The sequence below is a fragment of the Streptomyces sp. NPDC037242 genome, assembly GCF_055604165.1.
In genome coordinates, this window is sequence record NZ_JBVJUY010000027.1 from 87,479 (window position 1) to 111,683 (window position 24,205).

24 protein-coding genes are annotated in these 24,205 nt (G+C 71.0%); 20 read left to right on the plus strand and 4 right to left on the minus strand.

Annotation, left to right across the window (positions count from 1 at the left end; genetic code table 11):
• The first annotated feature begins 1 nt into the window (after window position 1).
• Window positions 2-1,120: an allantoicase gene (gene alc / locus ACZ7GJ_RS27965; RefSeq protein WP_470755662.1), complete on the plus strand. Its 1,119-nt coding sequence runs from the start codon at window positions 2-4 to the stop codon at window positions 1,118-1,120.
• 127 nt (window positions 1,121-1,247) lie between these two features.
• On the opposite strand, the gene ACZ7GJ_RS27970 is transcribed toward alc, so the two are convergent.
• Entirely contained in the window at window positions 1,248-2,156 is a 909-nt protein-coding gene (locus ACZ7GJ_RS27970) for an ion transporter (RefSeq protein ID WP_470755663.1), read from the minus strand.
• Between the two features lie 229 nt (window positions 2,157-2,385).
• On the opposite strand from ACZ7GJ_RS27970, the gene ACZ7GJ_RS27975 reads away from it, so the two are divergent.
• Window positions 2,386-3,000, plus strand: a complete 615-nt coding sequence (locus ACZ7GJ_RS27975) for a dihydrofolate reductase family protein (RefSeq protein WP_470755664.1) — start codon at window positions 2,386-2,388, stop codon at window positions 2,998-3,000.
• Between the two features lie 124 nt (window positions 3,001-3,124).
• A complete protein-coding gene (locus ACZ7GJ_RS27980) occupies window positions 3,125-4,045 on the plus strand; it encodes a DMT family transporter (protein WP_470755665.1) in 921 nt (306 codons plus the stop codon).
• 66 nt (window positions 4,046-4,111) lie between these two features.
• On the opposite strand, the gene ACZ7GJ_RS27985 is transcribed toward ACZ7GJ_RS27980, so the two are convergent.
• Entirely contained in the window at window positions 4,112-5,140 is a 1,029-nt protein-coding gene (locus ACZ7GJ_RS27985) for a Gfo/Idh/MocA family protein (protein ID WP_470755666.1), read from the minus strand.
• A gap of 220 nt (window positions 5,141-5,360) precedes the next feature.
• On the opposite strand from ACZ7GJ_RS27985, the gene ACZ7GJ_RS27990 reads away from it, so the two are divergent.
• The 12 genes from ACZ7GJ_RS27990 (at window position 5,361) to ACZ7GJ_RS28045 (ending at window position 15,326) form a co-directional block, all read left to right on the plus strand.
• On the plus strand, window positions 5,361-6,371 hold the full coding sequence (locus tag ACZ7GJ_RS27990) for a sugar ABC transporter substrate-binding protein (protein WP_470755667.1): 1,011 nt from the start codon (window positions 5,361-5,363) through the stop codon (window positions 6,369-6,371).
• The gene (locus ACZ7GJ_RS27995) at window positions 6,368-7,402 is read left to right on the plus strand and encodes an ABC transporter permease (RefSeq protein WP_365925595.1); all 1,035 of its coding nucleotides are present in this window, start codon (window positions 6,368-6,370) and stop codon (window positions 7,400-7,402) included. The genes ACZ7GJ_RS27990 and ACZ7GJ_RS27995 overlap by 4 nt, the downstream gene beginning before the upstream one ends.
• Window positions 7,369-8,214: an ATP-binding cassette domain-containing protein gene (locus tag ACZ7GJ_RS28000; RefSeq protein WP_470755668.1), complete on the plus strand. Its 846-nt coding sequence runs from the start codon at window positions 7,369-7,371 to the stop codon at window positions 8,212-8,214. The genes ACZ7GJ_RS27995 and ACZ7GJ_RS28000 overlap by 34 nt, the downstream gene beginning before the upstream one ends.
• Before the next feature lie 16 nt (window positions 8,215-8,230).
• Window positions 8,231-9,409, plus strand: a complete 1,179-nt coding sequence (locus ACZ7GJ_RS28005) for an ROK family glucokinase (RefSeq protein WP_470755669.1) — start codon at window positions 8,231-8,233, stop codon at window positions 9,407-9,409.
• 11 nt (window positions 9,410-9,420) lie between these two features.
• Window positions 9,421-9,996, plus strand: a complete 576-nt coding sequence (locus tag ACZ7GJ_RS28010; RefSeq protein WP_470755686.1) for a hypothetical protein — start codon at window positions 9,421-9,423, stop codon at window positions 9,994-9,996.
• 17 nt (window positions 9,997-10,013) lie between these two features.
• Complete coding sequence (locus ACZ7GJ_RS28015; RefSeq protein ID WP_470755670.1) at window positions 10,014-10,646, plus strand: MBL fold metallo-hydrolase; 633 nt, start codon at window positions 10,014-10,016, stop codon at window positions 10,644-10,646.
• A gap of 30 nt (window positions 10,647-10,676) precedes the next feature.
• On the plus strand, window positions 10,677-11,465 hold the full coding sequence (locus ACZ7GJ_RS28020) for an exodeoxyribonuclease III (RefSeq protein WP_470755671.1): 789 nt from the start codon (window positions 10,677-10,679) through the stop codon (window positions 11,463-11,465).
• 85 nt (window positions 11,466-11,550) lie between these two features.
• Complete coding sequence (locus ACZ7GJ_RS28025) at window positions 11,551-11,991, plus strand: DUF6278 family protein (RefSeq protein ID WP_470755672.1); 441 nt, start codon at window positions 11,551-11,553, stop codon at window positions 11,989-11,991.
• A gap of 114 nt (window positions 11,992-12,105) precedes the next feature.
• On the plus strand, window positions 12,106-12,849 hold the full coding sequence (locus ACZ7GJ_RS28030) for an amino acid ABC transporter ATP-binding protein (RefSeq protein WP_470755673.1): 744 nt from the start codon (window positions 12,106-12,108) through the stop codon (window positions 12,847-12,849).
• A gap of 13 nt (window positions 12,850-12,862) precedes the next feature.
• Window positions 12,863-13,783, plus strand: a complete 921-nt coding sequence (locus tag ACZ7GJ_RS28035) for a glutamate ABC transporter substrate-binding protein (protein WP_470755674.1) — start codon at window positions 12,863-12,865, stop codon at window positions 13,781-13,783.
• Between the two features lie 17 nt (window positions 13,784-13,800).
• Entirely contained in the window at window positions 13,801-14,445 is a 645-nt protein-coding gene (locus ACZ7GJ_RS28040) for an amino acid ABC transporter permease (RefSeq protein ID WP_470755675.1), read from the plus strand.
• Window positions 14,442-15,326: an amino acid ABC transporter permease gene (locus tag ACZ7GJ_RS28045; protein ID WP_470755676.1), complete on the plus strand. Its 885-nt coding sequence runs from the start codon at window positions 14,442-14,444 to the stop codon at window positions 15,324-15,326. The genes ACZ7GJ_RS28040 and ACZ7GJ_RS28045 overlap by 4 nt, the downstream gene beginning before the upstream one ends.
• Window positions 15,327-15,360: 34 nt before the next feature.
• Here the strand turns inward: ACZ7GJ_RS28045 and ACZ7GJ_RS28050 are convergent, their stop codons facing one another.
• The gene (locus ACZ7GJ_RS28050; protein ID WP_470755677.1) at window positions 15,361-16,968 is read right to left on the minus strand and encodes an alpha/beta fold hydrolase; all 1,608 of its coding nucleotides are present in this window, start codon (window positions 16,966-16,968) and stop codon (window positions 15,361-15,363) included.
• A gap of 109 nt (window positions 16,969-17,077) precedes the next feature.
• Entirely contained in the window at window positions 17,078-18,307 is a 1,230-nt protein-coding gene (locus ACZ7GJ_RS28055) for a L,D-transpeptidase (protein ID WP_470755678.1), read from the minus strand.
• Window positions 18,308-18,577: 270 nt separating this feature from the next.
• Between ACZ7GJ_RS28055 and ACZ7GJ_RS28060 the strand changes: the two genes are divergently transcribed.
• The 5 genes from ACZ7GJ_RS28060 to ACZ7GJ_RS28080 are packed head-to-tail and all read left to right on the plus strand — an operon-like array spanning window position 18,578 to window position 24,077.
• Window positions 18,578-19,687, plus strand: coding sequence for a lipid II:glycine glycyltransferase FemX (locus ACZ7GJ_RS28060; protein WP_470755687.1), 1,110 nt, complete (start codon window positions 18,578-18,580; stop codon window positions 19,685-19,687).
• Complete coding sequence (gene murJ / locus ACZ7GJ_RS28065) at window positions 19,684-21,387, plus strand: murein biosynthesis integral membrane protein MurJ (protein ID WP_470755679.1); 1,704 nt, start codon at window positions 19,684-19,686, stop codon at window positions 21,385-21,387. The genes ACZ7GJ_RS28060 and murJ overlap by 4 nt, the downstream gene beginning before the upstream one ends.
• Window positions 21,388-21,421: 34 nt before the next feature.
• The gene (locus ACZ7GJ_RS28070) at window positions 21,422-22,105 is read left to right on the plus strand and encodes a response regulator (RefSeq protein WP_470755680.1); all 684 of its coding nucleotides are present in this window, start codon (window positions 21,422-21,424) and stop codon (window positions 22,103-22,105) included.
• Between the two features lie 5 nt (window positions 22,106-22,110).
• Window positions 22,111-23,568, plus strand: coding sequence for an ATP-binding protein (locus ACZ7GJ_RS28075; protein ID WP_470755688.1), 1,458 nt, complete (start codon window positions 22,111-22,113; stop codon window positions 23,566-23,568).
• The gene (locus tag ACZ7GJ_RS28080) at window positions 23,565-24,077 is read left to right on the plus strand and encodes a hypothetical protein (RefSeq protein WP_470755681.1); all 513 of its coding nucleotides are present in this window, start codon (window positions 23,565-23,567) and stop codon (window positions 24,075-24,077) included. The genes ACZ7GJ_RS28075 and ACZ7GJ_RS28080 overlap by 4 nt, the downstream gene beginning before the upstream one ends.
• Window positions 24,078-24,205 lie beyond the last annotated feature (128 nt).

The following is a 24,205-nucleotide window of genomic DNA, read 5'->3' on the forward strand; positions in this document are numbered from 1 at the left end:
AGTGGCGATTGAATCCTTCACCGGCAACGCGAACCCGTACGGGGGCGGCGACCCGTACGCGGACTACCGCACCGCGGACTTCCCGTTCACCCAGTACGCCAACCTCGCCGCCCGTGAGCTGGGCGCCGGTGTCATCGCCGCCAACGACGAGTTCTTCGCCCAGCGCGAGAACCTCCTCATCGCCGAGGCCGGACACTTCGACCCCGAGCACTTCGGCCACAAGGGCAAGATCATGGACGGCTGGGAGACCCGCCGCCGCCGTGGCGTCTCCGCCACCCAGCCCTGGCCGACCGCCGACGACCACGACTGGGCGCTCGTACGCCTGGGCGCCCCCGGCGTGATCCGCGGCATCGTCGTCGACACCGCCCACTTCCGCGGCAACATGCCGCAGGCCGTCTCCATCGAGGGCACCAACTGGGAGGGCGCCCTGGCGCCGACCCCGGAGGAGCTCCAGGGCGACGACGTCAAGTGGACGACGCTGGTCGCGCGCACCCCGGTCGGCGGCCACGCGGCCAACGGCTTCGAGGTCACCGTCGAACAGCGCTTCACCCACCTGCGCGTCAACCAGCACCCCGACGGCGGCATCGCCCGCCTGCGCGTCTACGGCGAGGTCCTGCCCGACCCGAAGTGGCTCGCGGCGCTCGGCTCCTTCGACGTGGTGGCGCTGGAGAACGGCGGCTCCGTCCAGGACGCCTCCAACCGCTTCTACTCCCCGCCGACCAACACCATCAACCCGGGCCGCTCCCGCAAGATGGACGACGGCTGGGAGACCGCCCGCCGCCGTGACAACGGCAACGACTGGATCCGCTACCAGCTCGTCGCCGAGTCCGAGATCCGCGCCGTCGAGATCGACACCGCGTACCTCAAGGGCAACTCGGCCGGCTGGGCCTCCCTCTCCGTCAAGACCGGCGAGGAGGGCGAGTGGACGGAGTTCCTGCCGCGCACCCGCCTGCAGCCCGACACCAACCACCGCTTCGTGCTGGACGCCCCGGCGGTCGGCACGCACGTCCGGATCGACATCTTCCCGGACGGCGGCTTCTCCCGTCTGCGCCTGTACGGCTCGCTGACGGAGACGGGCGCCGCCGCGCTCGCCGCCCGCCACCAGGAGCTGGGCGGCTGACGCCACCCTCCGCCCGGCCCGGGGGCCGACACCCCCGGGCCTGCGAACCGCCGATGGGGCGCACCGGATTCCGGTGCGCCCCATCGGCGCGTCGCGGGAGCGCCGCCCCCGGCGGCCCGCCCGCCCGCTACCCGCTGTGCCCGGCCGGTTCGAGCCGCCGCTCCCCGGCCGCCGCGGCCGGGGCGCCGTCGAGGCTGGCCTCCAGCGCGTCCAGGGCGAGGCGCGCCGCGGCGATCCGGTCCCGGACCTCCTCGGCGGGGCCGCCGGGGTCCTGCGCCCGCTTGCGCGCCCGCGCCTCCTCGGCCTCCATCTCCCGCGCCTCGTCGAGGGAGTTGAGTACCACCCCGATCAGGACGTTGACCAGCACGAACGAAGCGAGCAGCGCGTAGGAGGCGTAGTACAGGATGCTGAGCCGGGAGATCTGCAACCCGGCGCGGACGGCGTCGGTCAGGCCGTCCAGGGTGGTGAGGAGGAACAGGGTGAGTCCCGCCCGTCCGATCGAGCCGAAGTGCTGCGGATCGGACTGCGCGAAGCAGACCCAGCCGACCATGGCGTACACGTACAGCACCAGCGCGCCGACGAAGAGGAAACTGGCGGTGCCCGGCAGGCTGCGGCCCACCGCGACCAGCAGGATGCGCAGGTGCGGGAGGAAGCGGGCGGTGCGCAACACCCGGGCGAGGCGCAGCAGCCGGAGCACGGTGGTGTTCTCGCGCAGCAGCGGCACGAACGCCGAGGCCACGATCAGCAGGTCGAAGATGTTCCAGGGATCCCGGAAGAATGCTTTCGGCCGGTCCGCGTAGGAGCCCAGGCGGAGCAGCATCTCCAGGGTGAACAGGGCGAGGCAGCACTCCTCCAGGGCCCGCAGGGCCTGCTGGTGCGACTCGGCCAGCCCGTGGTACGTCTCCGCCCCCATCAGCCCCGCGTTGAGCATGATCACGGCGAAGACGGTCATCCCGAACGCAGGGTCCTCGGTGATCCGCCGACAACGGCCTGCCAGTCTCGCCCGGCCCCGTAAGGCCTGCGTCGGGTCCGTCATCTCGCTCCTCGTACTCGTATGCGCATTCGTATGCGTACCTGCGTCGTCGGGACCACGCCGTGCGCGGGCGCACGCGCCGGTCCACTCTTCTAACGCCGTACGCCGGTACGGGTTTCTGCGCGCCGGCCGGAATCGGCCCGCGGGTTCGCGCGCGCCGCACCGATGAGTCCGGGCGCTCCCGGGAGTCTGAACCCGTGGACAGGACGTACCGACCAAGGAGCGCGGAACCATGGGCAAGCTGACCCTCACCACCTTCCTGACCCTCGACGGCGTGATGCAGGCCCCGGGCGGGCCCGACGAGGACCCCAGCGGCGGGTTCGCGTACGGCGGCTGGCTGGTGCCGTTCGCCGACGAGGGCATGGGGGAGTTCATGACCGAGGTCTTCGACCGGGCCGGGGCCTTCCTCCTCGGCCGCCGGACGTACGAGATCTTCGCGGGCTACTGGCCGAAGGTCACCGACCCGGCGGACCCGATCGCGAGCAGGCTCAACGGACTGCCCAAGTACGTGGCCTCGGCCACCCTGAAGGAGCCCGGGTGGGCCGGGACCACGGTGATCGACGGGGAGCAGCTGCAAGGCGAGATCATGCGGGTCAAGGACGCGCTCGACGGCGAGCTCCAAGTGCACGGCAGCGGTCTGCTCGCGCAGTGGCTGCTGGCGCGGGACCTGGTCGACGAGCTGAACCTGCTGGTGTTCCCCGTCTTCCTCGGGGCGGGGCGGCGATTGTTCCCCACCGGCGGCCTGCCGACGGCCTGCGAACTGGTCGCCTCGCGCACCACGGCGAGCGGAACGGCCGTCCAAACCTACCGGCCGGCCGGTCGCGCCGCCTTCGGCACCTTCGAATGACCCGGGCGGTCCCCGCCGAAGGGATAATCCCCTCGACCGGCGTGATCATGCTCCGGTAGCGTGATCCGCACCCCGTGCGAGCCGCCGACGCCTCCACCCGCTTCCCGCCGTTGGAGGACCCCCGGTGACCTCGTCCGCCGTCGCAGGCCCCGCCCCCGCGCTCGCTCCCCGCAGGGGCTGGCTCGCCGATCTGCCCGTCCTCGCCGTGGCCGTCGTGTGGGGCGGCAGCTACCTCGCCGCCAAGGGCATCACCGCCGCCCACACCGTGGTGGCCGTGCTCGTCCTGCGCTTCGCGCTGGTGCTGCCCGTCCTCGTGATCGCCGGCCGCCGCCGGCTGCGCGCCCTGACCCCCGCCCAGCTGCGGGGCGCGGGCGTGCTGGGGCTCGTACTCGGCGGGATCTTCCTGGTGGAGACCTACGGGGTCGTCCACACCTCCGCCACGAACGCCGGGCTGATCATCAGCCTGACCATGATCTTCACCCCGCTTGCCGAGGCCGCCGTGCGGCGTACGGCCCCCTCGGCGGGCTTCCTCGGCGCCGCCGCCGTCTCCGTGGCCGGAGTCGTGCTGCTCACCCAGGGCGCCGGGTTCACCGCCCCCAGCCTCGGCGACCTGCTCATCCTCGGCGCGGCCCTGGCCCGGACCCTGCACGTCCTGCTGATGTCTCGGACCAAGGCCGTCCAGGACGCCGACTCCCTCTCCCTGACCACCGTCCAGCTCGCCAGCGCCGTCCTGGTCTTCGCCGTACTCGCCGCCCTGCCGGGGACGGGGGCCTCGCCCTGGTCGGTGGCCGCGGACTTCGGGGCCGCCGAGTGGGCGGGCCTCGCCTTCCTCTCCGTCTTCTGCACCCTCTTCGCCTTCTTCGTGCAGATGTGGGCCGTACGCAGCACCTCACCCTCCCGCGTCAGCCTGCTGCTGGGCACCGAACCCCTGTGGGCGGCGGCCGCCGGCATCGCGATCGGCGGGGAGCACCTCGGGGCCGCCGGACTCGTGGGGGTCGTCCTGGTCCTCGCCGGCACCGCCTGGGGCCGGCGCGCAGCCGCCTGAACAGATTGTCGAAAACCGCCCTCGCCCGGTGATCGGCGGCCTACTGTGGCCCCCATGCCCGCGCACTTACCGGTCGGGGAGCCCCGGGTCGCGCAGATCCGGCAGCTCCTCCAGGCGTACCCGGCGCCGCTCCCGCCGCGACAGCTCGCACGCCTCCGCGACCCGGAGCGCGGCGAGCGCCTCCCGGCCGTCGCACGCGTTGGGGCCCTCGCCGCGGACCAGTCGGACGAAGGCCGTCAGCTCCGCCTCGTACGCGGGACCGAACCGCTCCAGGAACCCCGTCCACGGCTTGCTCGCCGGGGGCGGGCCCTGGGGTTCGGTCGAGGCGATCGGCGTACGGTCGTCCAGTCCGGCGGACACCTGGTCCAGCTCCCCGGCCAGCTCCATCCGGACGTCGTAGCCGGCCCCGTTGCAGCGCGTCCCGGTCGCCGTCACCAGCGTTCCGTCGTCCAGCGTGAGCACGGCCGCCGCCGTGTCGATGTCGCCCGTCTCGCGGAAGCGCACCGGCCCCGCGTCCGAACCGGCCGCGTACACCTCCACCACCTCGTGCCCGGTCACCCAGCGGACCATGTCGAAGTCGTGCACCAGGCAGTCCCGGTACAGCCCGCCGGAGGTAGCCAGGTACTCGGCGCTCGGCGGCGCCGGGTCCGCGGTCATCGTCCGTACGGTGTGCAGCCGCCCCAGGGCACCCGAACGGACCAGTTCCCGCGCGGTGCGGTAGCCGGCGTCGAAGCGCCGCATGAAGCCCATCTGGAGCACCCCGCCCGCGGCCGCCACCTCGCGCAGCACCGACAGGGTCCGGGCCAGGTCCGGGGCCACGGGCTTCTCGCAGAACACCGGCAGCCCGCCGCGCACCGCCCGTACGACCAGCTCCGCGTGCCCGTCGGTCGAGCAGGCCACCACCACCGCGTCGACGCCCCAGGTGAAGACCTGCTCCACCGTGGGCGCGGCGGTGGCCCCGAGCCGGTCGGCGAGGCGCGCCGCCCGCGCGGGGTCGGCGTCCGCGAGCAGGAGCGAGCCCGCCTCCGGGTGGCGGGCCAGCGCCGCCGCGTGGAAGGACCCGATCCGGCCCGCCCCGATGAGCCCGATGCGCATGCACTCAACGTGGCCCCGTCCGGGGGAGCTGTCAATCTGCCCGGCTCTGTCCACCGAAGGCCACGATGGTTCGCGATGGCCCCGATGGCCTTGCATGGTCCACTGTGACGGATACTGGGCGGCTGGAAACGGAATGCACCCATTTCTCAAGACCGGATTTCTCAAGGCCGGACATCTCAAGACCGGCAAGTGCGGCAGGACAAGGGAAGGCGCGGCAGACGTGGCTAGGGTTCGGACAGGGGTACGCGTCGTGGGCGCCGTGCTCGCGGCGGTACTGGGAGCCTCCCTCGTGGGCTGCAGCAGTACGGGCGGCAAGCGGGCCGAGGATCGGGCGAAGGCCGCCGCGGCGGGACGCCCCGCGGTCTCCACACCGCGCTGGACCTTCGCGATGGTCACGCACGCGGGCGACGGCGACACCTTCTGGGACATCGTCCAGAAGGGCGCCAAGGAGGCCGCGGCGAAGGACAACATCAACTTCGTCTACGCCCACGACGACCAGGCACAGCAGCAGGCGCAGTTCGTGCAGAACGCCATCGACCAGAAGGTCGACGGGCTGATCGTCAGCCTCGCCAAGCCCGAGGCCCTCAAGGACGTCATCGCCAAGGCCGTCAAGGCCGGCATCCCGGTGGTCACGGTCAACTCCGGTTCGGCCCAGTCCGCCGAATACGGAGCCCTGACCCACATCGGCCAGGACGAGGAGGTCGCCGGCGAGGCGGTCGGCGCCGAGCTCACCAAGCGCGGCAAGAAGCACGCCGTGTGCGTCCTGCACGAGCAGGGCAACGTCGGCCACGAACAGCGCTGCGCCGGAGCGAAGAAGGCCTTCGGCGGCACCATGGAGAACCTGTACGTCGAGGGCACCAACATGCCCTCCGTCCAGGCCTCCCTCCAGGCGAAGCTCCAGGCGGACCCGTCCATCGACGCGATCCTCACCCTCGGCGCGCCCTTCGCCCCCACCGCCGTCAAGGCGAAGGACGCCGCGGGCAGCAAGGCCGAGGTCGACACCTTCGACCTCAACGCCTCGGTCGCCCGCGACCTGAAGTCCGGCGCCCTCGGCTTCGCCGTCGACCAGCAGCCCTACCTCCAGGGCTACGAGGCGGTCGACCTGCTCTGGCTCTACCGCTACAACGCCGACGTGCTCGGCGGCGGCCGCCCGGTGCTCACCGGACCGCAGATCGTCACCGCCGCCGAGGCAGCCAAGCTGGAGGAGTACATCAAGCGGGGCAGCCGATGAGCACCGCCTCCGCCGTCGACGAACGGCTCGCCCCCGCCTCGCTGGTGCGCCGCCTGCTGGGCCGCCCCGAACTGGGCGCGGTCGTCGGCGCGGCCGCCGTCTTCGTCTTCTTCTCCTTCGCGGCCGACAGCTTCCTGCGCGCCTCCAGCCTGAGCACCGTCCTGTACTCGGCCTCCACCATCGGGATCATGGCGGTCCCGGTGGCGCTGCTGATGATCGGCGGCGAGTTCGACCTGTCCGCCGGTGTCATGGTCACCACCTCGGCGCTGCTCAGCTCGATGTTCAGCTACCAGATGACCGCCAACGTCTGGGTCGGCGTCCTGGTGTCCCTGCTGGTCACGCTGGCCGTCGGCTTCTTCAACGGGTTCATGCTGACCCGCACCAAGCTGCCCAGCTTCATCATCACGCTGGGCACCTTCCTGATGCTGACCGGCCTGAACCTCGGCTTCACCAAGCTGATCAGCGGCTCGGTCTCCACCAAGACCATCGCCGACATGGAGGGCTTCTCCTCCGCCCGGGCGCTCTTCGCCTCGCAGTGGAACATCGGCACGGTCACCCTCAAGGTCACCATCCTGTGGTGGCTGGTCCTGGTCGCGGTGGCCACCTGGATCCTGCTGCGCACCCGCGCCGGGAACTGGATCTTCGCAGTGGGCGGCGGTGCGGACGCGGCCCGCGCGACCGGCGTGCCGGTCGTGAAGACCCGTATCGGCCTCTACATGGGCGTCGCCCTGTGCGCCTGGATCTCCGGCCAGCACATCCTCTTCTCGTTCGACGTGGTCCAGTCCGGCGAGGGCGTGGGCAACGAGTTCCTGTACATCATCGCGGCCGTCATCGGTGGCTGCCTGATGACCGGCGGATACGGCTCCGCCATCGGCTCGGCGGTCGGCGCGTTCATCTTCGGCATGACCAGCAACGGCATCGTCTACGCCCAGTGGAACCCGGACTGGTTCAAGTTCTTCCTCGGCGCGATGCTCCTGCTCGCGACGCTGCTCAACGCATGGGTCCGCAAGCGGGCGGAGGCGAGCAAGTGACGGCCCTGGTGAAGCTGACCGAGGTCAGCAAGTACTACGGCAACATCCGCGCCCTGCAGGGCGTCTCGCTGGAGGTCTCGGCCGGCGAGATCACCTGCGTCCTCGGCGACAACGGCGCCGGCAAGTCCACCCTCATCAAGATCATCGCGGGGCTGCACCGGCACGACGCCGGCACCTTCGAGATCGAGGGCGAGGAGACGGACCTCGCCAACCCGCGCGCCGCCCTGGACCACGGGATCGCCACCGTCTACCAGGACCTCGCGGTCGTCCCGCTCATGCCCGTCTGGCGCAACTTCTTCCTCGGCTCCGAGCCCACCAAGGGCCGCGGTCCCTTCCGCCGCCTCGACGTGGAGTTCATGCGCGAGACCACCCGCGCCGAGCTCCTGCGCATGGGCATCGACCTGCGCGACGTGGACCAGCCCATCGGCACCCTGTCCGGCGGCGAGCGGCAGTGCGTGGCCATCGCCCGCGCCGTCTACTTCGGCGCGAAGGTCCTCGTACTGGACGAGCCGACGGCCGCCCTCGGCGTCAAGCAGTCCGGCGTGGTCCTCAAGTACGTCGCGGCCGCCCGCGACGCGGGCCTCGGCGTGGTCCTGATCACGCACAACCCGCACCACGCCTACCTGGTCGGGGACCGTTTCGTCCTCCTCAAGCGCGGCACGATGGCGGGCGGCCACACCCGCGATTCGATCACGCTGGACGAGCTCACCCGCCAGATGGCGGGTGGATCGGAGCTGGACGAGCTGAGCCACGAACTGGAGCGAGTGGCAGAATCAGGGCCTGAGGCCGTTTCCGGCACCACCGAACCATGAGGGACGACACGACTCGATGAGCACGTACCGGGACTTCACGCTCGCCCACCGGGGGGCGGCGCGAGGCACCGTCCTGCGGACCATCGGGACCCGTGAGCGCCGGTCGCACCTGACCGCCCCGCGCGTCCCGACCGTCGGCATCGACATCGGCGGCACCAAGGTGATGGCCGGCGTCGTCGACGCCGACGGCGTCATCCTGGAGAAGATCCGGACCGAGACCCCGGACAAGTCCAAGAGCCCCAAGGTCGTCGAGGACACCATCGTCGAGCTGGTCCTCGACCTCTCCGACCGGCACGACGTGCACGCCGTGGGCATCGGCGCCGCCGGCTGGGTCGACGCCGACCGCTCCCGCGTGCTCTTCGCCCCGCACCTGGCCTGGCGCGACGAGCCGCTGCGCGACGCCCTCCAGTCCCGGCTCGCGGTCCCCGTCATGGTCGACAACGATGCCAACACCGCGGCCTGGGCCGAATGGCGCTTCGGCGCCGGGCGCGGCGAGGACCACCTCGTCATGATCACGCTCGGCACCGGCATCGGCGGGGCCATCCTCGAAGGCGGCCAGGTCAAGCGAGGCCGCTACGGGGTGGCCGGCGAGTTCGGGCACATGCAGGTCGTCCCCGGCGGCCACCGCTGCCCCTGCGGCAACCGCGGCTGCTGGGAGCAGTACAGTTCCGGCAACGCCCTGGTCCGTGAGGCCCGCGAGCTGGCCGCCGCCGACTCCCCGGTCGCGTACAACATCATCGCCAGGGTCGGCGGCAACGTCCACGAGATCACCGGGCCGCTCATCACCGAGCTGGCCCGCGAGGGCGACGCCATGTGCGTCGAGCTCCTCCAGGACATCGGCCAGTGGCTCGGCGTCGGCATCGCCAACCTCGCCGCCGCCCTCGACCCGTCGTGCTTCGTCATCGGCGGCGGCGTCAGCGCCGCCGACGACCTGCTGATCGGCCCCGCCCGGGACGCCTTCCGCCGCCACCTCACCGGCCGCGGCTACCGCCCCGAGGCCCGTATCGCCAAGGCACAGCTCGGCCCGGAGGCCGGCATGGTCGGCGCCGCCGACCTCGCCCGGCTCGTCGCCCGCCGTTTCCGCCGCGCCACGCGCCGGCGCGTCGAGCGCTACGAGCGCTACGCGCAGCTGGGCCGGCGCGACGCCACCGGCCCGGCCGCCGCCACGGACCCCAAGGATCAGGACCAGCAGTGACACCGCCCCCCATGCTGCCCCGCCAGGCCTCCGCACCGGACGACGGCGCCTCCGCGCGGCCCGCCGAGGACCGCAAGCACGTCGTCCGGCGCCGCTGGGTCACCGCGATCATCATCCTGCTGCTGGTCGGCGTCCCGGCAGGCTACCTGGCCGTCTCCGCGCAGCAGAGCCGCCAGAGCGGACGCGACAAGGCCGCCAAGGTCGGCGCCGCCAAGGTGCGCACGGCCTGGCCGTCGAAGGTGCAGCGCAGCATCTACGAGGTCCCCATCCCGCCGAAGGCCTGGCGGGTCGGGTTCCTGGAGACCAACAACTGGCACACCAGCCGGCTGTACGTGCAGTTCGCGGTGACCCCGGCCCTGCTGGAGGACTTCCTCGACGACGTCGGCTCCAGCCGGGCCGAGCTGACCCGCGGGGTCTCGATCTCCGCGCACGACGCCGCGGTCGCGGGCTGGAGCTGGAGCCCGAAGCACTCCTGGTACGGGACCACCCTGGACCCGGAGAACCCCCGGCCCACGCGGGACATCACGGTGGACCTCACCGACCCCGACAACCCCAGGGTGTACGTGGTCTCCACCGCGACCCCGTAGCCGTCTAGCCTGGGATCATGAAGCTCACGAAGCGGCTGCATTCCTGCGTCCAACTGGAGAAGGACGGGCGCGTGCTCGTCATCGACCCGGGCGTCTTCAGTGAATCCGACGCGGGCCTGGGGGCCGACGTCCTGCTGGTCACGCACGAGCACCCCGACCACTTCGACGAGGGCCGCCTGCGCGCCGCCCTCGACGCGAACCCCGCGGCCGCGCTGTGGACGCTGCGCAGCGTCGCCGAGCGGATCGCCCCCGCCTACCCGGGCCGGGTGCACACCGTGGGCCACGGAGACGCCTTCACCGCCGCCGGCTTCGACGTCCAGGTGCACGGAGAACTGCACGCGGTGATCCACCCGGACATCCCGCGGGTCACCAATGTCGGCTACCTCGTGGAAGGTTCGCTCTTCCACCCCGGGGACGCGCTGACCGTGCCCGGGACCCCCGTGGACACGCTGATGATCCCGGTGCACGCGCCCTGGAACAAGGTCTCCGAGGTGATCGACTACGTCCGCGAGGTCAAGCCGCGCCGGGCCATCGACATCCACGACGCCTACCTCTCGGACATCGCCCGGCCCATCTACGACGGCGCCCTGGGCGCCCTCTCGGGCGCCGACCACGGCCGACTCACCGCGGGGGACTCCACGGACCTGTGACTGTCGGTGCCGGGCGGTAGGTTGGGACGCATGCGTATCGCCACGTTCAACGTCAACTCGATCACCGCCCGGCTGCCGCGCCTGCTGGCCTGGCTGGAGAGCTCCGGCACCGACGTCCTGTGCGTCCAGGAGACCAAGTGCTCCGCTGAGCAGTTCCCGCACGCCGAGCTGCGCGAGCTGGGCTACGAGGCGGCCGTCAACGCCACCGGCCGGTGGAACGGCGTGGCGCTGATCTCCCGGGTGGGCCTGGACGAGGTGATGCTCGGGCTGCCCGACGGCCCGGACTACGAGGGCGTACAGGAGCCCCGCGCGATCTCCGCCACCTGCGGCGGGGTGCGCGTCTGGTCGGTGTACGTGCCCAACGGCCGCGAGGTCGAGCACGACCACTACGGCTACAAGCTGAACTGGTTCCGCTCCCTCGCCGCCGCGGTCGCGGAAGACGCGGCCGGCCCGCGCCCGTTCGCCGTGCTCGGCGACTTCAACGTGGCCCCGACCGACGAGGACGTCTACGACCCGGCGGTCTTCGCGGGCGCCACCCATGTCACCCCGGCCGAGCGGGCCGCCCTGGAGGCGCTGCGGGCCGCGGGGCTCTCCGACGTCATGCCGCGAGCGCTCAAGTACGACCGTCCGTACACCTTCTGGGACTACCGGATGCTCGCCTTCCCGAAGAACCGGGGCATGCGCATCGACCTGGTCTACGGCAACGCGCCGTTCGCGAAGGCCGTCACCGACGCGTACGTCGACCGCGAGGAGCGCAAGGGCAAGGGCGCATCCGACCACGCGCCGGTCGTCGTGGACCTCGACCTCGACACCCCCTAGACACGGCATGGGGCCGATGATCCCCGCCGGCCGATCCAGGCGCGTCCTGTGGCCAGCGGGGGATCCTGGTGCCAGGCTGGGCGGTATGAACATCCCTTTCCTGGCCAACTGGCTGAACCGGCACGAAACGGAACTGGGTGCGGGGCTCGCCGCCGCCCTCGCGGATGATCCCGAGGGCATCAACGAGCTGTTCTCCGAGTGCGAGATGCTGCGCGACCAGGCGAGGAGGGCCGGGCTGGAACTCGACGGGAGCCCGGCCTCATTGGAGGCGCTCGACCAGCTGATGCCGCGCTGGCGGCGCGACCCCGAGGTGGTGCCGTGGCTCGGCAACGACGCGGGCTTCTACCTCGGGACCGTGATCATCCGCACCATCCCGGGCAGTGCCTGGCAGGTCTGGCCCAACGGTCAGCCGATGATCCGACTGGCCTCGGGGCGCGAGCTGAACGTGGTGGAGTCGGGCGTTTCCTGGGCCATGACGGGATCGCCGGAGCTGAGCCAGGCCTACGCCGAGGCCTCGGAGGGCTGATCTCATCACCCCGTGGGCTTTATGTGGCCTTTAGGGCGTGTCGAGGCGAAGTGCCCTTCCCGGCTGGATAGTTTGCGCTGACCTCGACACACCGACAAGTGGGCAGGGCAGCTTATGGCCGTCGATCCGTTGATCGAGCTGCGGAACGTCAACAAGCACTACGGACAGTTGCACGTCCTCCAAGACATCAACCTCACCGTCGGCCGCGGGGAGGTGGTAGTGGTCATCGGCCCCTCCGGCTCCGGCAAATCCACGCTCTGCCGGACCATCAACCGGCTGGAGACCATCGAGTCGGGCACGATCACCCTCGACGGACGCCCGCTCCCCGCGGAGGGCAAGGAGCTGGCCGAGCTGCGCGCCGAGGTCGGGATGGTCTTCCAGTCCTTCAACCTCTTCGCGCACAAGACGGTCCTCGCCAACATCTCCCTCGCGCAGATGAAAGTCAGGAAGCGCAAGAGGGAAGAGGCCGACAAGCGCTCCCGGGAGCTCCTGGAGCGGGTCGGCCTCGCCGGCCAGGCGGACAAGTACCCCGCCCAGCTCTCCGGCGGCCAGCAGCAGCGCGTGGCCATCGCCCGCGCCCTCGCCATGAACCCCAAGGCGCTGCTCTTCGACGAGCCCACCTCCGCACTCGACCCGGAGATGATCAACGAGGTGCTGGAGGTCATGCAGCAGCTCGCCACCGAGGGCATGACCATGGTCGTGGTCACGCACGAGATGGGTTTCGCCCGCTCCGCGGCCAACCGCGTCGTCTTCATGGCCGACGGAAGGATCGTCGAGGACCGGACCCCGGAGGAGTTCTTCACCGCCCCCGAGAGCGACCGGGCCAAGGACTTCCTCTCCAAGATCCTCAAGCACTGAGGGGGCCGGCCCGATGACCCGCACACGCAGCCCGCTCCTGCCCGCCTGCCTCCTCGTCCTCGCGCTCCTCGGCGCCCTCACCGGCTGCGGAAAGTCCGGCAGCCCCCCGGTCAAGGGCCCCCAGCCCGAGGACCTGCCGGTGTACAAGGTCGACACCGGCTTCCAACTGCCCCAGTCGCGCACCTGGGAGAAGGCCAAGCGCCGCGGCCACCTCGTGGTCGGCGCCAAGGAGGACCAGCCGTACATGGGGGAGAAGGACCCCGCCAGCGGCCGCTACTCCGGCTTCGACATCGAGATCGCCAAGATGATGTCGGCCTCGCTCGGCTTCGACCCCAAGACGATCGAGTTCAAGACCATCGCCTCGGCCAACCGCGAGACGGCGCTGCAGAACGGCCAGATCGACTACTACGTCGGCACCTACACGATCAACGCCAACCGCAAGAAGCAGGTCGGCTTCGCCGGCCCCTACTTCCTGGCCGGACAGTCACTGCTCGTGCGCAAGGACGAGAAGGACATCAAGGGCCCCGAGGACCTCGCCGGCAAGAAGGTCTGCTCGGCCGCCGGCTCCACCCCCTACCAGCGGCTCCAGAAGGAGTTCCCCCGGGCGGTCCTGGTCGCCTACGACACCTACTCGGTCTGCGTCGACAACCTGCTGACCTACCAGGTGGACGCCGTCTCCACCGACGACTCCATCCTCCTCGGCTACGCCGCCAAGGTGCCCGATGAGCTCAAGGTGGTCGGCCGGCCCTTCTCCGAGGAGCCCTACGGCATCGGCGTCCCGCGCTCCGACAACGCGCTGCGCTTCGCCCTCGACGACGCCCTCGCGGAGAACGAGAAGGACGGCAACTGGAAGAAGGCCTTCGGGGCCACGCTCGGCCTGTCCGGCGTGCCGGCCCCGAAACCGCCCGCCATCGACCGCTACCCGGCGGGCTGAGGGGAGAGCGCACCGCCATGGACGTACTCACCAAGAACTTCTCGCTCTACGGAAAGGGCTTCCTCGGCACCGTCGAGCTGACGGTCTACGCCTCGCTCCTCGCCCTGGTCCTCGGATTCCTGATGGCCGCCTTCCGCGTGGCCCCCGTCGGCTCCTTCCGCGTCTTCGGCACCGTGTGGGTCGCCGTGCTCCGCAACACCCCGCTGACCCTCCTCTTCTTCGCCGTCCTGCTGGGCCTGCCGCGCTTCGGGCTCGTGCTGCCCTTCCAGCTCTTCGCGGTCCTCGCGCTCGGCTGCTACACCTCCGCCTTCATCTGCGAGGCCCTGCGCTCCGGCATCAACACGGTGCCCAAGGGCCAGGGCGAGGCGGCCCGCAGCCTCGGCATGTCCTTCGGACAGACACTGGGCACGGTGGTGCTCCCCCAGGCCTTCCGCTCGGTGATCCCGCCCATCGGCTCCACGCTGATCGCCCTCGCGAAGAACTCGGCCATCGCGGGCGCCTTCAGCGTCACCGAGCTGCTGGGCACGTACAAGACCCTCAACGAGCTGGGCTACAGCATCATCTGGACCTTCGTCTGGATCGCCGTCGGGTACCTGATCATCACCCTGTCCATCAGCGCGCTCTTCAACGTGCTGGAGAAGCGCTTCGGAGTCGCCCGATGACCGCGCACGCGCTCCACGGGGACATGCAGTCCACCGCCCTCTACGACCTGCCCGGACCCCGGGCCCGGCAGCGCCACTTCCTGTACGGCATCGCCTCGACGGTGGTGATCCTCGCCCTCGTCGCCTGGCTCCTCTACCTGCTCTTCGACACCCACCAGTTCACCGCCGCCAAGTGGCGCCCCTTCGAGTACGAGGGCATCCAGGAACTCCTGCTCAAGGGCCTGTGGAACACCCTCAAGGCCTTCGCGTACGCCTCGGTGCTCTCGGTCGTGCTCGGCGCGGTGCTCGCCACGGGCCGGCTGTCGGTCCACCGGCCGCTGCGCTGGCTGGCGACGCTGTGCGTGGAGTTCTTCCGGGCCATGCCGGTGCTGGTGATGATCTTCTTCATCTTCGTCGCGCTGAAGGTGCAGCCGCTGCCCGCGCTGGTCGCGGGCCTGACCCTGTACAACGGCTCGGTGCTCGCGGAAGTCTTCCGTACGGGCGTCAACTCGGTCGAGAAGGGCCAGCGCGAGGCCGCGTTCGCCCTGGGCATGCGCAAGACCCAGGTGATGACCCACGTCCTCGCCCCGCAGGCGGTCCGGGCGATGATGCCCACCATCATCAGCCAGCTGGTCGTGGCGCTGAAGGACACCTCGCTGGGCTTCCTGATCACCTACGAGGAGTTCCTGCACGCGGGCAAGCTGATCGCCTCGAACCTCGACTACGACCTGCCGTTCATCCCCGTGGTGATGATCATCTCCCCGATCTACATCGGGATGTGCATGCTCCTGTCCTGGTTCGCCACCTGGGTGGCCCGGCGGCAGCGGCGCAATCCCAAGACCGAGGCGGTCGAAGTCGCCCCGGCCGAACCGGGCACGGTGCTGCCGGGCACCCTCCTGTAGCTCCGAGAGCCACCCGCCCGGCAGCGGCCGTGGATCACTGCTCGCGCAGCGGCACCGAGACGTAGCTCGGATCGGAGCGCGGCGAGGAGAAGGTCAGCTGCGCGCCGGTCGGGTTGTGCTCGATGTAGAGCGGGTCGACGGTGTCGACGACCAGGGCGAGCCGGTGCCCCGCGGGCACGTCGTAGGCGGTGGAGAAGAGCTCCAGGTCCACGCCGAAGGACTGGCCGGGGGCCTTGCCGTGGAAGGTGTACGGGGCGTTCGTGACCAGCTTGCCGATGCCGAGCGGGCCGACGTCGTAGAGGTACGCGACGAAGGTGCCGTCCGCCTTGGTGGGCGTGACGGTGGTGTGCAGCTTCACCGTGCCGCGCACCCGGCGCTCCTCGTCGTAGCGCTGCGACTGCCAGACGGCGGCGAAGGCGCGGGGGAGGAGGGGGATGGAGGCGATCGGGGGAGCCTTGGCGAACTGGTCGAGGACGTTGGACAGGAGGACGATCCCGCCGTCGGCGCCGGAGTCGACATTGGCGAAGAGGTGCTCGCTGTCGGCGAGGGCGAGCCTCTCGGCGCCGCCGGAGCCGACCGACCGCCAGTCGGCGTAGCCCTCGTAGCCGTCGTTGCTGCGGGACTTGATCTGCACCGGGGCCTCGGTGTCCACGCCGTTGCGCTCGCCCTTGAGGTAGCGGTCGAACCAGCGGTGGGCGTTGGTCCAGGTGTCGTTGGGCAGGCCCAGCAGGCCGGTGCCCTCGGCGGTGGCGTGGTCGCCGGGGCGGAACTCCAGGCGCTTGGGGCCGGTCAGCCGCTCGAAGAACTTCGCGTACTGGTTGGGCGGGAAGATGGTGTCGCCCCAGGCGTTCCCGAGCATGATCGCGGCGCCGTTGGAGTTGATCCGGTCGACCTGCTCGGAGGCCGAGCGCTGCTTGCCCCAGTCGATCATCTGCTGTTCCCGGTCCAGGTTCGAGCCGAGGAAGTCGCCGAGGAGCCGCTGGAGTTCGGGGCCGGGGCGGCCGGTGAGGTAGCCGGCGGCGCCGAGCAGCCCGGCGGCCTGGAGGTGCTGGGTGCGGCCGGAGTAGATGGACTCGATGAGGTCGGCCCAGCCGCTGAGTGCGACCACGGCCTTGATGCGCGGGTCGTGCGCGGAGGCCAGCAGGCTGATCCCGGCGCCGTACGAGACTCCGCCCAGGCCGATGCGGTCCGGGTCGGCGGGGGTGTGGGCGAGGGCCCAGTCGATGACGGCGGAGACGTCGGCGATGTCCTTCGGCCCGGCGGTCTCGATCTCGCCGCCGGAGAGCCAGAAGCCGCGGGAGGTGTAACTGACCACGACGTAGCCGGAGTCGGCGAGCTTCTTGGCCTGGGCGATGTATTCGATCTGCGGCATGCCCCAGCTGGTGGGGAGCACGATCACCGGGTAGGTGCGGCCGGGCTCGGCGCCGGCGGGGGTGAAGACGTTGCCCTTGAGCGTGATGCCGCCGGAGCCGGGGATGTCGTGGAAGCGCAGTTCGGCGGCAGCGGCGGAGGTGGTGGAAGCGGCGGAGGCGGCGGCCGTGGGCGCCGCCTGGGCCTGGTGGGGGGCCAGGCCCAGGGCGGCTGCGGCCAGCACGGCGGCCAACGCCGCTGCCGTGGTGGTGCGGACGGTGGTGCGGACCATCAATCGCTCCTCGCGTGCGCCGGGTGTCAAAGTGACCCGACGGTAACGGGAGGGGCTTACTGGGGGTAACCCATCAGTAAGTTACGCACTGGTAACGATTGAACAATAGTCAGCCGGTCTGGGCGCCGCCGCCGGCCACCGCGCTCAGCTGCTTCCACTCGTCCCAGGACTTGTTCCACTCGCCGTAGCCGTTGCCGAGCGGGGCGTTGCCCTTCGAGCCGCCGCCGACGACCTCGAACGGGTCGCCGACCTGCACCTGCCCGTAGAAGTCCGCGGCGTTGGCGTCGCTCATGCCCACGCAGCCCGAGCTCGTGTTGGCGCGGCCGAAGTTGGCGGTGTTCCACGGCGCCGCGTGCACGTACATGCCCGACCAGGTCAGCCGCATCGAGTAGTCGACCATCTTGTCGTAGGAGTCGCCCAGGCCCACCGTCTGGGAGTCCATCCGGATGGTGCCCTCCTTCGACATCAGCACCATCTTCCCGGACCAGGAGGCCTTCTGGCCGCCCGGCGTACCCGCCGAGATCGGGATCGTCTTGACCACCTGGCCGCCCTCGTTCACCGACATCTTCTTCGAGTCGAGGTCGACCTCCATCCGGCGGTCCTTGCCGATCTTGAACTCGGTGTTGTAGTCGCGGGCGAAGAGGCCGCCGCCCTTGCCGGAGTCCACGCCGTTCAGGTTCAGGTCGACCTTCACGTCGGTGCCCGACTTCCAGTACTCCTTCGGCCGCCAGTCCACCCGGTCGCTGCCCGAGTAGTCCTTGAACCAGCCCCAGGAGCCCTCGGTGTTGTTCGAGGTGGTGACCTTCAGCTGCTTCTCGACCTCGGCCTTGTTCGCCACCGGGTTGTCGAACACGATCGAGACGGGCATCGCGACGCCCACCGTGCTGCCCTTGGGTACGTTGATCTTGATCTTGTTGACCTTGTCGGCGGCCCCGGTCTTGAACTGGGCGTTCGCGCTCTGGCTGTCGGTGTTCTGGGCGTCGACCTTGTAGTCGGTGCCCGGCGAGGCGTTGCGCTCGGAGGTCCAGGTCTTGCCGTCGGCGGATATCTGGCCCGCCAGCTCCCCGCCCTTGGCGTCCGTCACCTTCACCAGCGCCAGCTTGCCGTCGGCGATCGTCACCTTGACCGGCTCGCCCGCCTTGACCTGATCACCCGTGAGGTTCACGGATATCGCCATGTCGGGCTTCTGCTTCTGCTTCATCTCCGACTTGGACCCGTTGTCCGCGCTCCCCGAACCGCCGCCGCAGGCGGTCAGAGCGGCGGCCAGAAGTGCGGTGCCCGCCACCAGGGCGTGGCGGCTCCGGCGGCGCGGCAGTGCGTTACGGCGTGTGCGGCTCAACGAAAACCCCTCCAAGTAATGATCGTTCGCAAATGTAGATGCGAACGGTACGACTCTAGGTTGCAGAATCCGCCGATGAGTTCCTCCTTTCGGTTGTGACATGGACCGCAGCGAAACGGTCATCGTCCGGTCACAATCGCCGCTCACATCGGTCATGGACACCTGTGAGAGTCCTGTGCATCCCCCGTTCCGGACGTACAGGAAGGCCGATCAGCCGTGTGTGCACTGCTCGTGAACCCCACCCAGCGGCACCAGGACCAGGAGCTGAAGGTGCGTTCCCTGTCCGTCTCGGAGTACCAGGGATTCCTCTCGCGGCACGGGAGGGCGAGTTTCCTCCAGTACCCGTCCTGGGCCCAGGTCAAGGACCTTTGGCGCTCGGAAAGGGTCGGATGGCACTACCCGAGCGGGCGGATGGCGGGTGCCGCGCTCGTTCTCTATCGCCAATTCCCGGGAACCCGCAAATATTTCGCCTACCTGCCCGAAGGGCCCGTCGCGGACTGGGCCGACCCGCAGATCGACCTGTGGCTGACCCCGCTCATGCGCCACCTGAAGGGCGCCGGGGCCTTCGCCGTCCGCATAGGTCCCACGCCCGCCTACCGCCGCTGGGACGCCGCCGCCGTCAAGGCCGGCACCGGACCCGGCCGCCAGCTGTCCGACGTGCTCGCCACCGAGGTCGACCCCGTCGGCGCGGCCCTCGCCGACCGCCTGCGCACCCGCGGCTGGAAGCGCTGCGGCGGCGAGGACGACGGCGACGCCCAGCCCCGCCACGTCTTCCGCGTACCGCTGGCCGGGCGCTCCCTCGACGACCTGTGGTCCGGTCTCAACCAGGAGTGGCGGCGCAATGTGCGCAAGGCCACAAAGTCCGGCGTCGAGACGGTCCTCGGCAGCGCCGCCGACCTCCCCGAGTTCTACCGGCTGCTGCGCATCACCGAGGAGCGCGACGGCTTCAGGCTCGGCCGCTCCCTGGAGTACTACCAGCGCCAGTACGAGGTCCTCAACGCCGAGGAGCCCGGCCGGATGCGGCTCTACCTGGGCATCCACGAGGGCGAGATCCTCGCCGCCCACACCATGATCGTGGCCGGGCGCAGGGTCTGGTACCAGACCGGCGCCTCCGCCGACCACCGCCGCGAGGTCCGCCCCAGCAACGCCCTGCAGTGGCGGATGATGTGTGACGCACATGCCCTCGGAGCGGACGAATACGACATGCGCGGGGTACCCTCCACCCTCGACCCCGACGACCGATCCTTCGGGCTGCTGCGCTGGAAGCTCGGCACCGGCGGACAGGTCGTCGAAACGCTCGGCGAGTGGGAGACCCCGATGGACGGATACGCCAACACGGCGCTCTACAAGGCCTTCCAGGCGTACCTGGCCCGCCGGTGACCACGACCGACACCAGACCGGCCGAGACGGGCCCCTCGGCCGGACAGGGCGCAGCACCGGGAAAGACCTCGGTGCTGCGCAGCGGCGCGCTCATGGCCGCCGGCTCCATCGTCTCGCGCGCCACCGGCTTCGTCCGCTCCGCGGTTGTCGTCGCCGCACTGGGCACCGGACTGCTCGGCGACAGCTACGCCGTCGCCAACACCGTCCCGAACATCCTGTACATGCTGCTCATCGGCGGCGCCCTCAACGCCGTCTTCGTGCCCGAGCTGGTCAAGGCGGCCAAGCAGCACCAGGACGGCGGTGCCGCCTACACCGACCGGCTGCTGACCGCGTGCACCGTGGCGCTCGTCGCGCTCACCGCCGTCGCCGTGCTGGCCGCGCCGCTGATCGTCTCCGCGTACACCCCCTACACGGGGAGCCAGGCGAGCACCACCGTGGCCCTGGCCCGGTACTGCCTCCCGCAGATCCTCTTCTACGGGCTGTTCACCCTCCTCGGCCAGGTACTCAACGCCCGCGGCCGGTTCGGCGCGATGATGTGGACCCCGGTCCTCAACAACTTCGTGATCATCGGCGTCTTCGGGCTCTTCCTCTACGTCTCCCACGACACGGCGGACGGCCTGACCGCCGGCGAGACCCGGCTCCTCGGCCTCGGCACCACCGCCGGCATCGTCATCCAGGCCCTCGCCCTGATCCCCTCGCTGCGCGCCGCCCGCTTCCGCTGGCGCCCGCGCTTCGACTGGCGCGGCCAGGGCCTCGCCCGCCCGCTGCGCAACGCGGGCTGGCTGGTCATGCTCGTCCTCACCAACCAGATCGCGTACTGGGTCGTCACCCGGCTCTCCACCACCACCGGACGCCAGGCCACCCTGGACGGCCTCACCGGCGGCGCCGGCTACACCGCCTACAGCAACGCCTACCAGCTGTGGATCGTCCCGCAGGGCATCATCACCGTCTCCCTGGTCACCGCCCTGATGCCGCGGATGAGCGCCGCCGCCGCCGACGGCGAGCTCGGCGCGCTGCGCCGGGACGTCTCCTACGCGCTGCGCTCCAGCGCCGCCCTCGTCATCCCGGCCGCCGCGCTCTTCGCCGCCCTCGCCCCCTGGGTGATGGGCAGCGTCTTCGAGTACGGGCGCACCGGAGCCGCCGACATCGAGGTCATGGCGGGCATGCTCATCGCCTTCGCGCCCGGCCTGATCGCCTTCTCCGCGCAGTACGTCCTTTCGCGCGGCTTCTACGCCCTGTCCGACACCCGGACCCCGTTCTTCCTGAACCTGGTCATCGCCGCGCTGAACGCCGCGCTCTCGGCCGCCGCGTACCTGCTGCTGCCCGCGCGCTGGGCCGTCACCGGCATGGCCGCGGCGTACTCCGTCGCGCTGTTCGCGGGCGCGGCCGTGACCGCGTACACCCTCGCCCGGCGGCTCGGCCCGCGCACCGGGACCCGTACCGAGCGCCGGGCCACGGCCCTGCGCACCCACATCCGGCTGCTGATCGCCTGCCTGCCCGCGGCGGCCGCCGGGTACGCCGCGGCGCGCGCCGCCGACGGATTCGGGAACTTCGCCGCGGTCGGGGCGGGAACCGCCGCGCTCGCGGTCGTCGTCGTCCTCCTCGCCGGGCCGCTGCGCCTGACGGAGATCACCGACCTGCTGGACTCCCTGCGGCGCAGGGCGGGCCGGGGGCCCGCCGAAGACCGGCCGCAAGTGTGAGGGGTGCCACGGAACATGCTGGGATACTGACCGGATGCCACGCGTACTGCTGATCGAGGACGACCCTTCCATCAGGGAGGGGGTGGGCCTCGGCCTGCGCCGCCGCGGCCACGAGGTGAGCGCCGCCGAGACCGGCGAGGACGGACTCGCCCTGATGGCCGGCTTCCACCCCGAGCTGGTCCTCCTCGACCTCATGCTGCCGGGCATGAACGGGGTCCAGGTCTGCCGCCGAATACGCGAGACCAGCCAGGTCCCGATCATCATGCTGACCGCCCGCGGCGACGACTTCGACATAGTCGTCGGCCTGGAGGCCGGCGCCGACGACTACATCGTCAAGCCCGCCCGCACCGAGGTCATAGAGGCCCGGATCAAGGCGGTGCTGCGCCGCCTCAGCGACACCTCGGTCGGCCGTCCCGAGGTCGAGTTCCACGGCGAACTCGCCATCGACCGCTCCGGGCTCACCGTCGCCAAGAACAGCGAGCGCATCGCGCTGGCCCCCAGCGAGCTCAAGCTCCTGCTGCACCTGTCGGCCTCGCCCGAGCAGGTCTTCTCCCGCCAGCAGCTCCTGGAGTACGTGTGGGAGCACAGCTACCACGCCGACGCCCGGCTCGTGGACGCCTGCGTCCGCCGGCTGCGCCACAAGATCGAGGACCCCGACTCCGGCCCGCGCTACATCCAGACCGTGCGCGGCTTCGGCTACCGCTTCGGCCCCCTGTAGGCGTGGTGAGACGGATAGCCCCCCTGGGCCTGCGCACCCGGCTGATCGCGGCCTTCCTGCTGGTCGCCGCGATCTGCGCCGTGACCACCGCCGCGCTCACCTATCAGCAGGCGCGCACCGCGGTCCTCAGACAGAGCCAGGACACCGCCGTCAGCACCCTGCGGGACCAGGTCGAGCAGCAGGCCATCCACCTGCCCGTCGACCAGCAGGAGTTGAAGCGGATCGTCGTCGACCTCGCGAAGCGGGGCAAACCGCACCCGTGGAACGTCTTCGCCGAGTACGGCACCCTGCGGGTCTCCTCCAACTTCGCCCAGCCCACCTCCACCGTGATCACCGACGAACTCCGCGCGAAGGTGCGCAGCAGCCAGCACGGGGCCTTCCAGCGCGTCGACGACCGCAGCGGCACGCCGTACCTCACCGTGGGCGTCGCGGCCGTCTTCACCCACGCGGGAGTGAGCGAGCCCACGGGGGCCGTCTTCTTCGCCAGCATGCCGCTGATCGACGAGAGGCGGACCGTCGCCGCCATGGTCGACGCCGCCCAGCAGGGAGCCGTACCCGGCCTCGCCATCGCCGTCATCCCGGCCCTGCTGGCCGCGCGCAGCGTACTGCGGCCGGTACGGGAGATGCGCCGGGCCGCCCAGCGGCTGGGCCGGGGCCGCCTCGACACCCGTATCGAGGTCCGGGGCGCCGACGAACTCGCCGGACTCGCCCGCACCTTCAACGAGACGGCCCGCGCCCTCGAACAGTCGGTGAGCGAGCTCCGGGAGGCAGAGGTCCGGGCCCGCCGCTTCGCCTCCGACGTCTCCCACGAACTGCGCACCCCGCTCGCCGGGATGCTCGCCGTCACCGAGGTGCTCGACGAGGACGCCGAGCACCTCGATCCCGACACCGCCAAGGCCCTTCGCCTGATCAGCGCCGAGACCGGCAAACTCGCCGTGCTCGTCGAGGACCTCATGGAGATCTCCCGCTTCGACGCCCGGGCCGCCGAACTGAACCTCGACGACGTGGACATCGCCACGGCCGTGGGCAAGACACTGGAACGCCGGCACTGGGACGACGACCGCGTCGTCACCGACCTGCCGTACGGGGTCCGCGCCCGGCTCGACCCCCGCCGCTTCGACGTGGTCCTCGCCAACCTCGTCGGCAACGCCCTGCGGCACGGAAGCGCCCCGGTGCGGATCTCCGTACGGACCGAACCGCGGCCGGACGGCGAGCGCCTGCTCGTCGAGGTCGCCGACAGCGGGCCCGGCATCGCCCCCGAGGTGCTGCCGCACATCTTCGACCGCTTCTTCAAGGCCGACGCGGCCCGCACCCGCTCCGCCGGCAGCGGCCTCGGGCTCGCCATCACCCTGGAGAACGTACGCCTGCACGGCGGCACCCTGCGCGCGGCCAACGGCCCCGTCCCGGGGGTCGGCGGGGGAGCCGTCTTCACCATCGACATGCCCCTGGAGGCCGGCGCGTGACCGGGGCGAAAGCGGTGTCCGCCGCCGCGGCGGCCGCGCTGGCCGGCATGCTGCTGCTGGTCGGCTGCGGGATCAAACCCACCGGGGTGATCGACAGCGGTGACGCCGCGACCGTGCAGGTCCCGGGCGCCACCAGCGGTCCCGTCCTCTACTTCATCGCCCCGGAAGGCGGCCGGCTGGCCCCGTACCCGCTGCTGGCCGGAGTGGATTCCTCCCAGCTCCTGACGGCGCTGCTGGCCGGCCCCAGCAACACGGCGCGCGAGGCGGGCATCACCACCGCGCTGCCGATGCCGGCCGACCTGAACCCGGATCGGCTGGTGGTCGAGTACTCGCCGACCGACGGGGTGACGGCCAGGCTCCCGTTCGCCGTGGGCCGCCTGTCCGAACTGGCCCGCCGCCAAGTGGTGTGCACCCTGGCCTTCGCCGTGGTCCCGGGCACCATCAGCCGCGTCACCGTGATGGGCACCGACACCAGCCTCGGCGCCGCCGATTGCGACCTGCGGGGGTAGTTGGTGTCTGGCGGGTGTCCGCGGCGTCGCGGACACCCGCCAGACACCCCCCACTGCCTGGCCCGGTCGCGGTTCCCCGTCTCCTCCCGGGCCCCGGCAGGCAAGCCCTCTTTTCTCCCGGGCCCCCC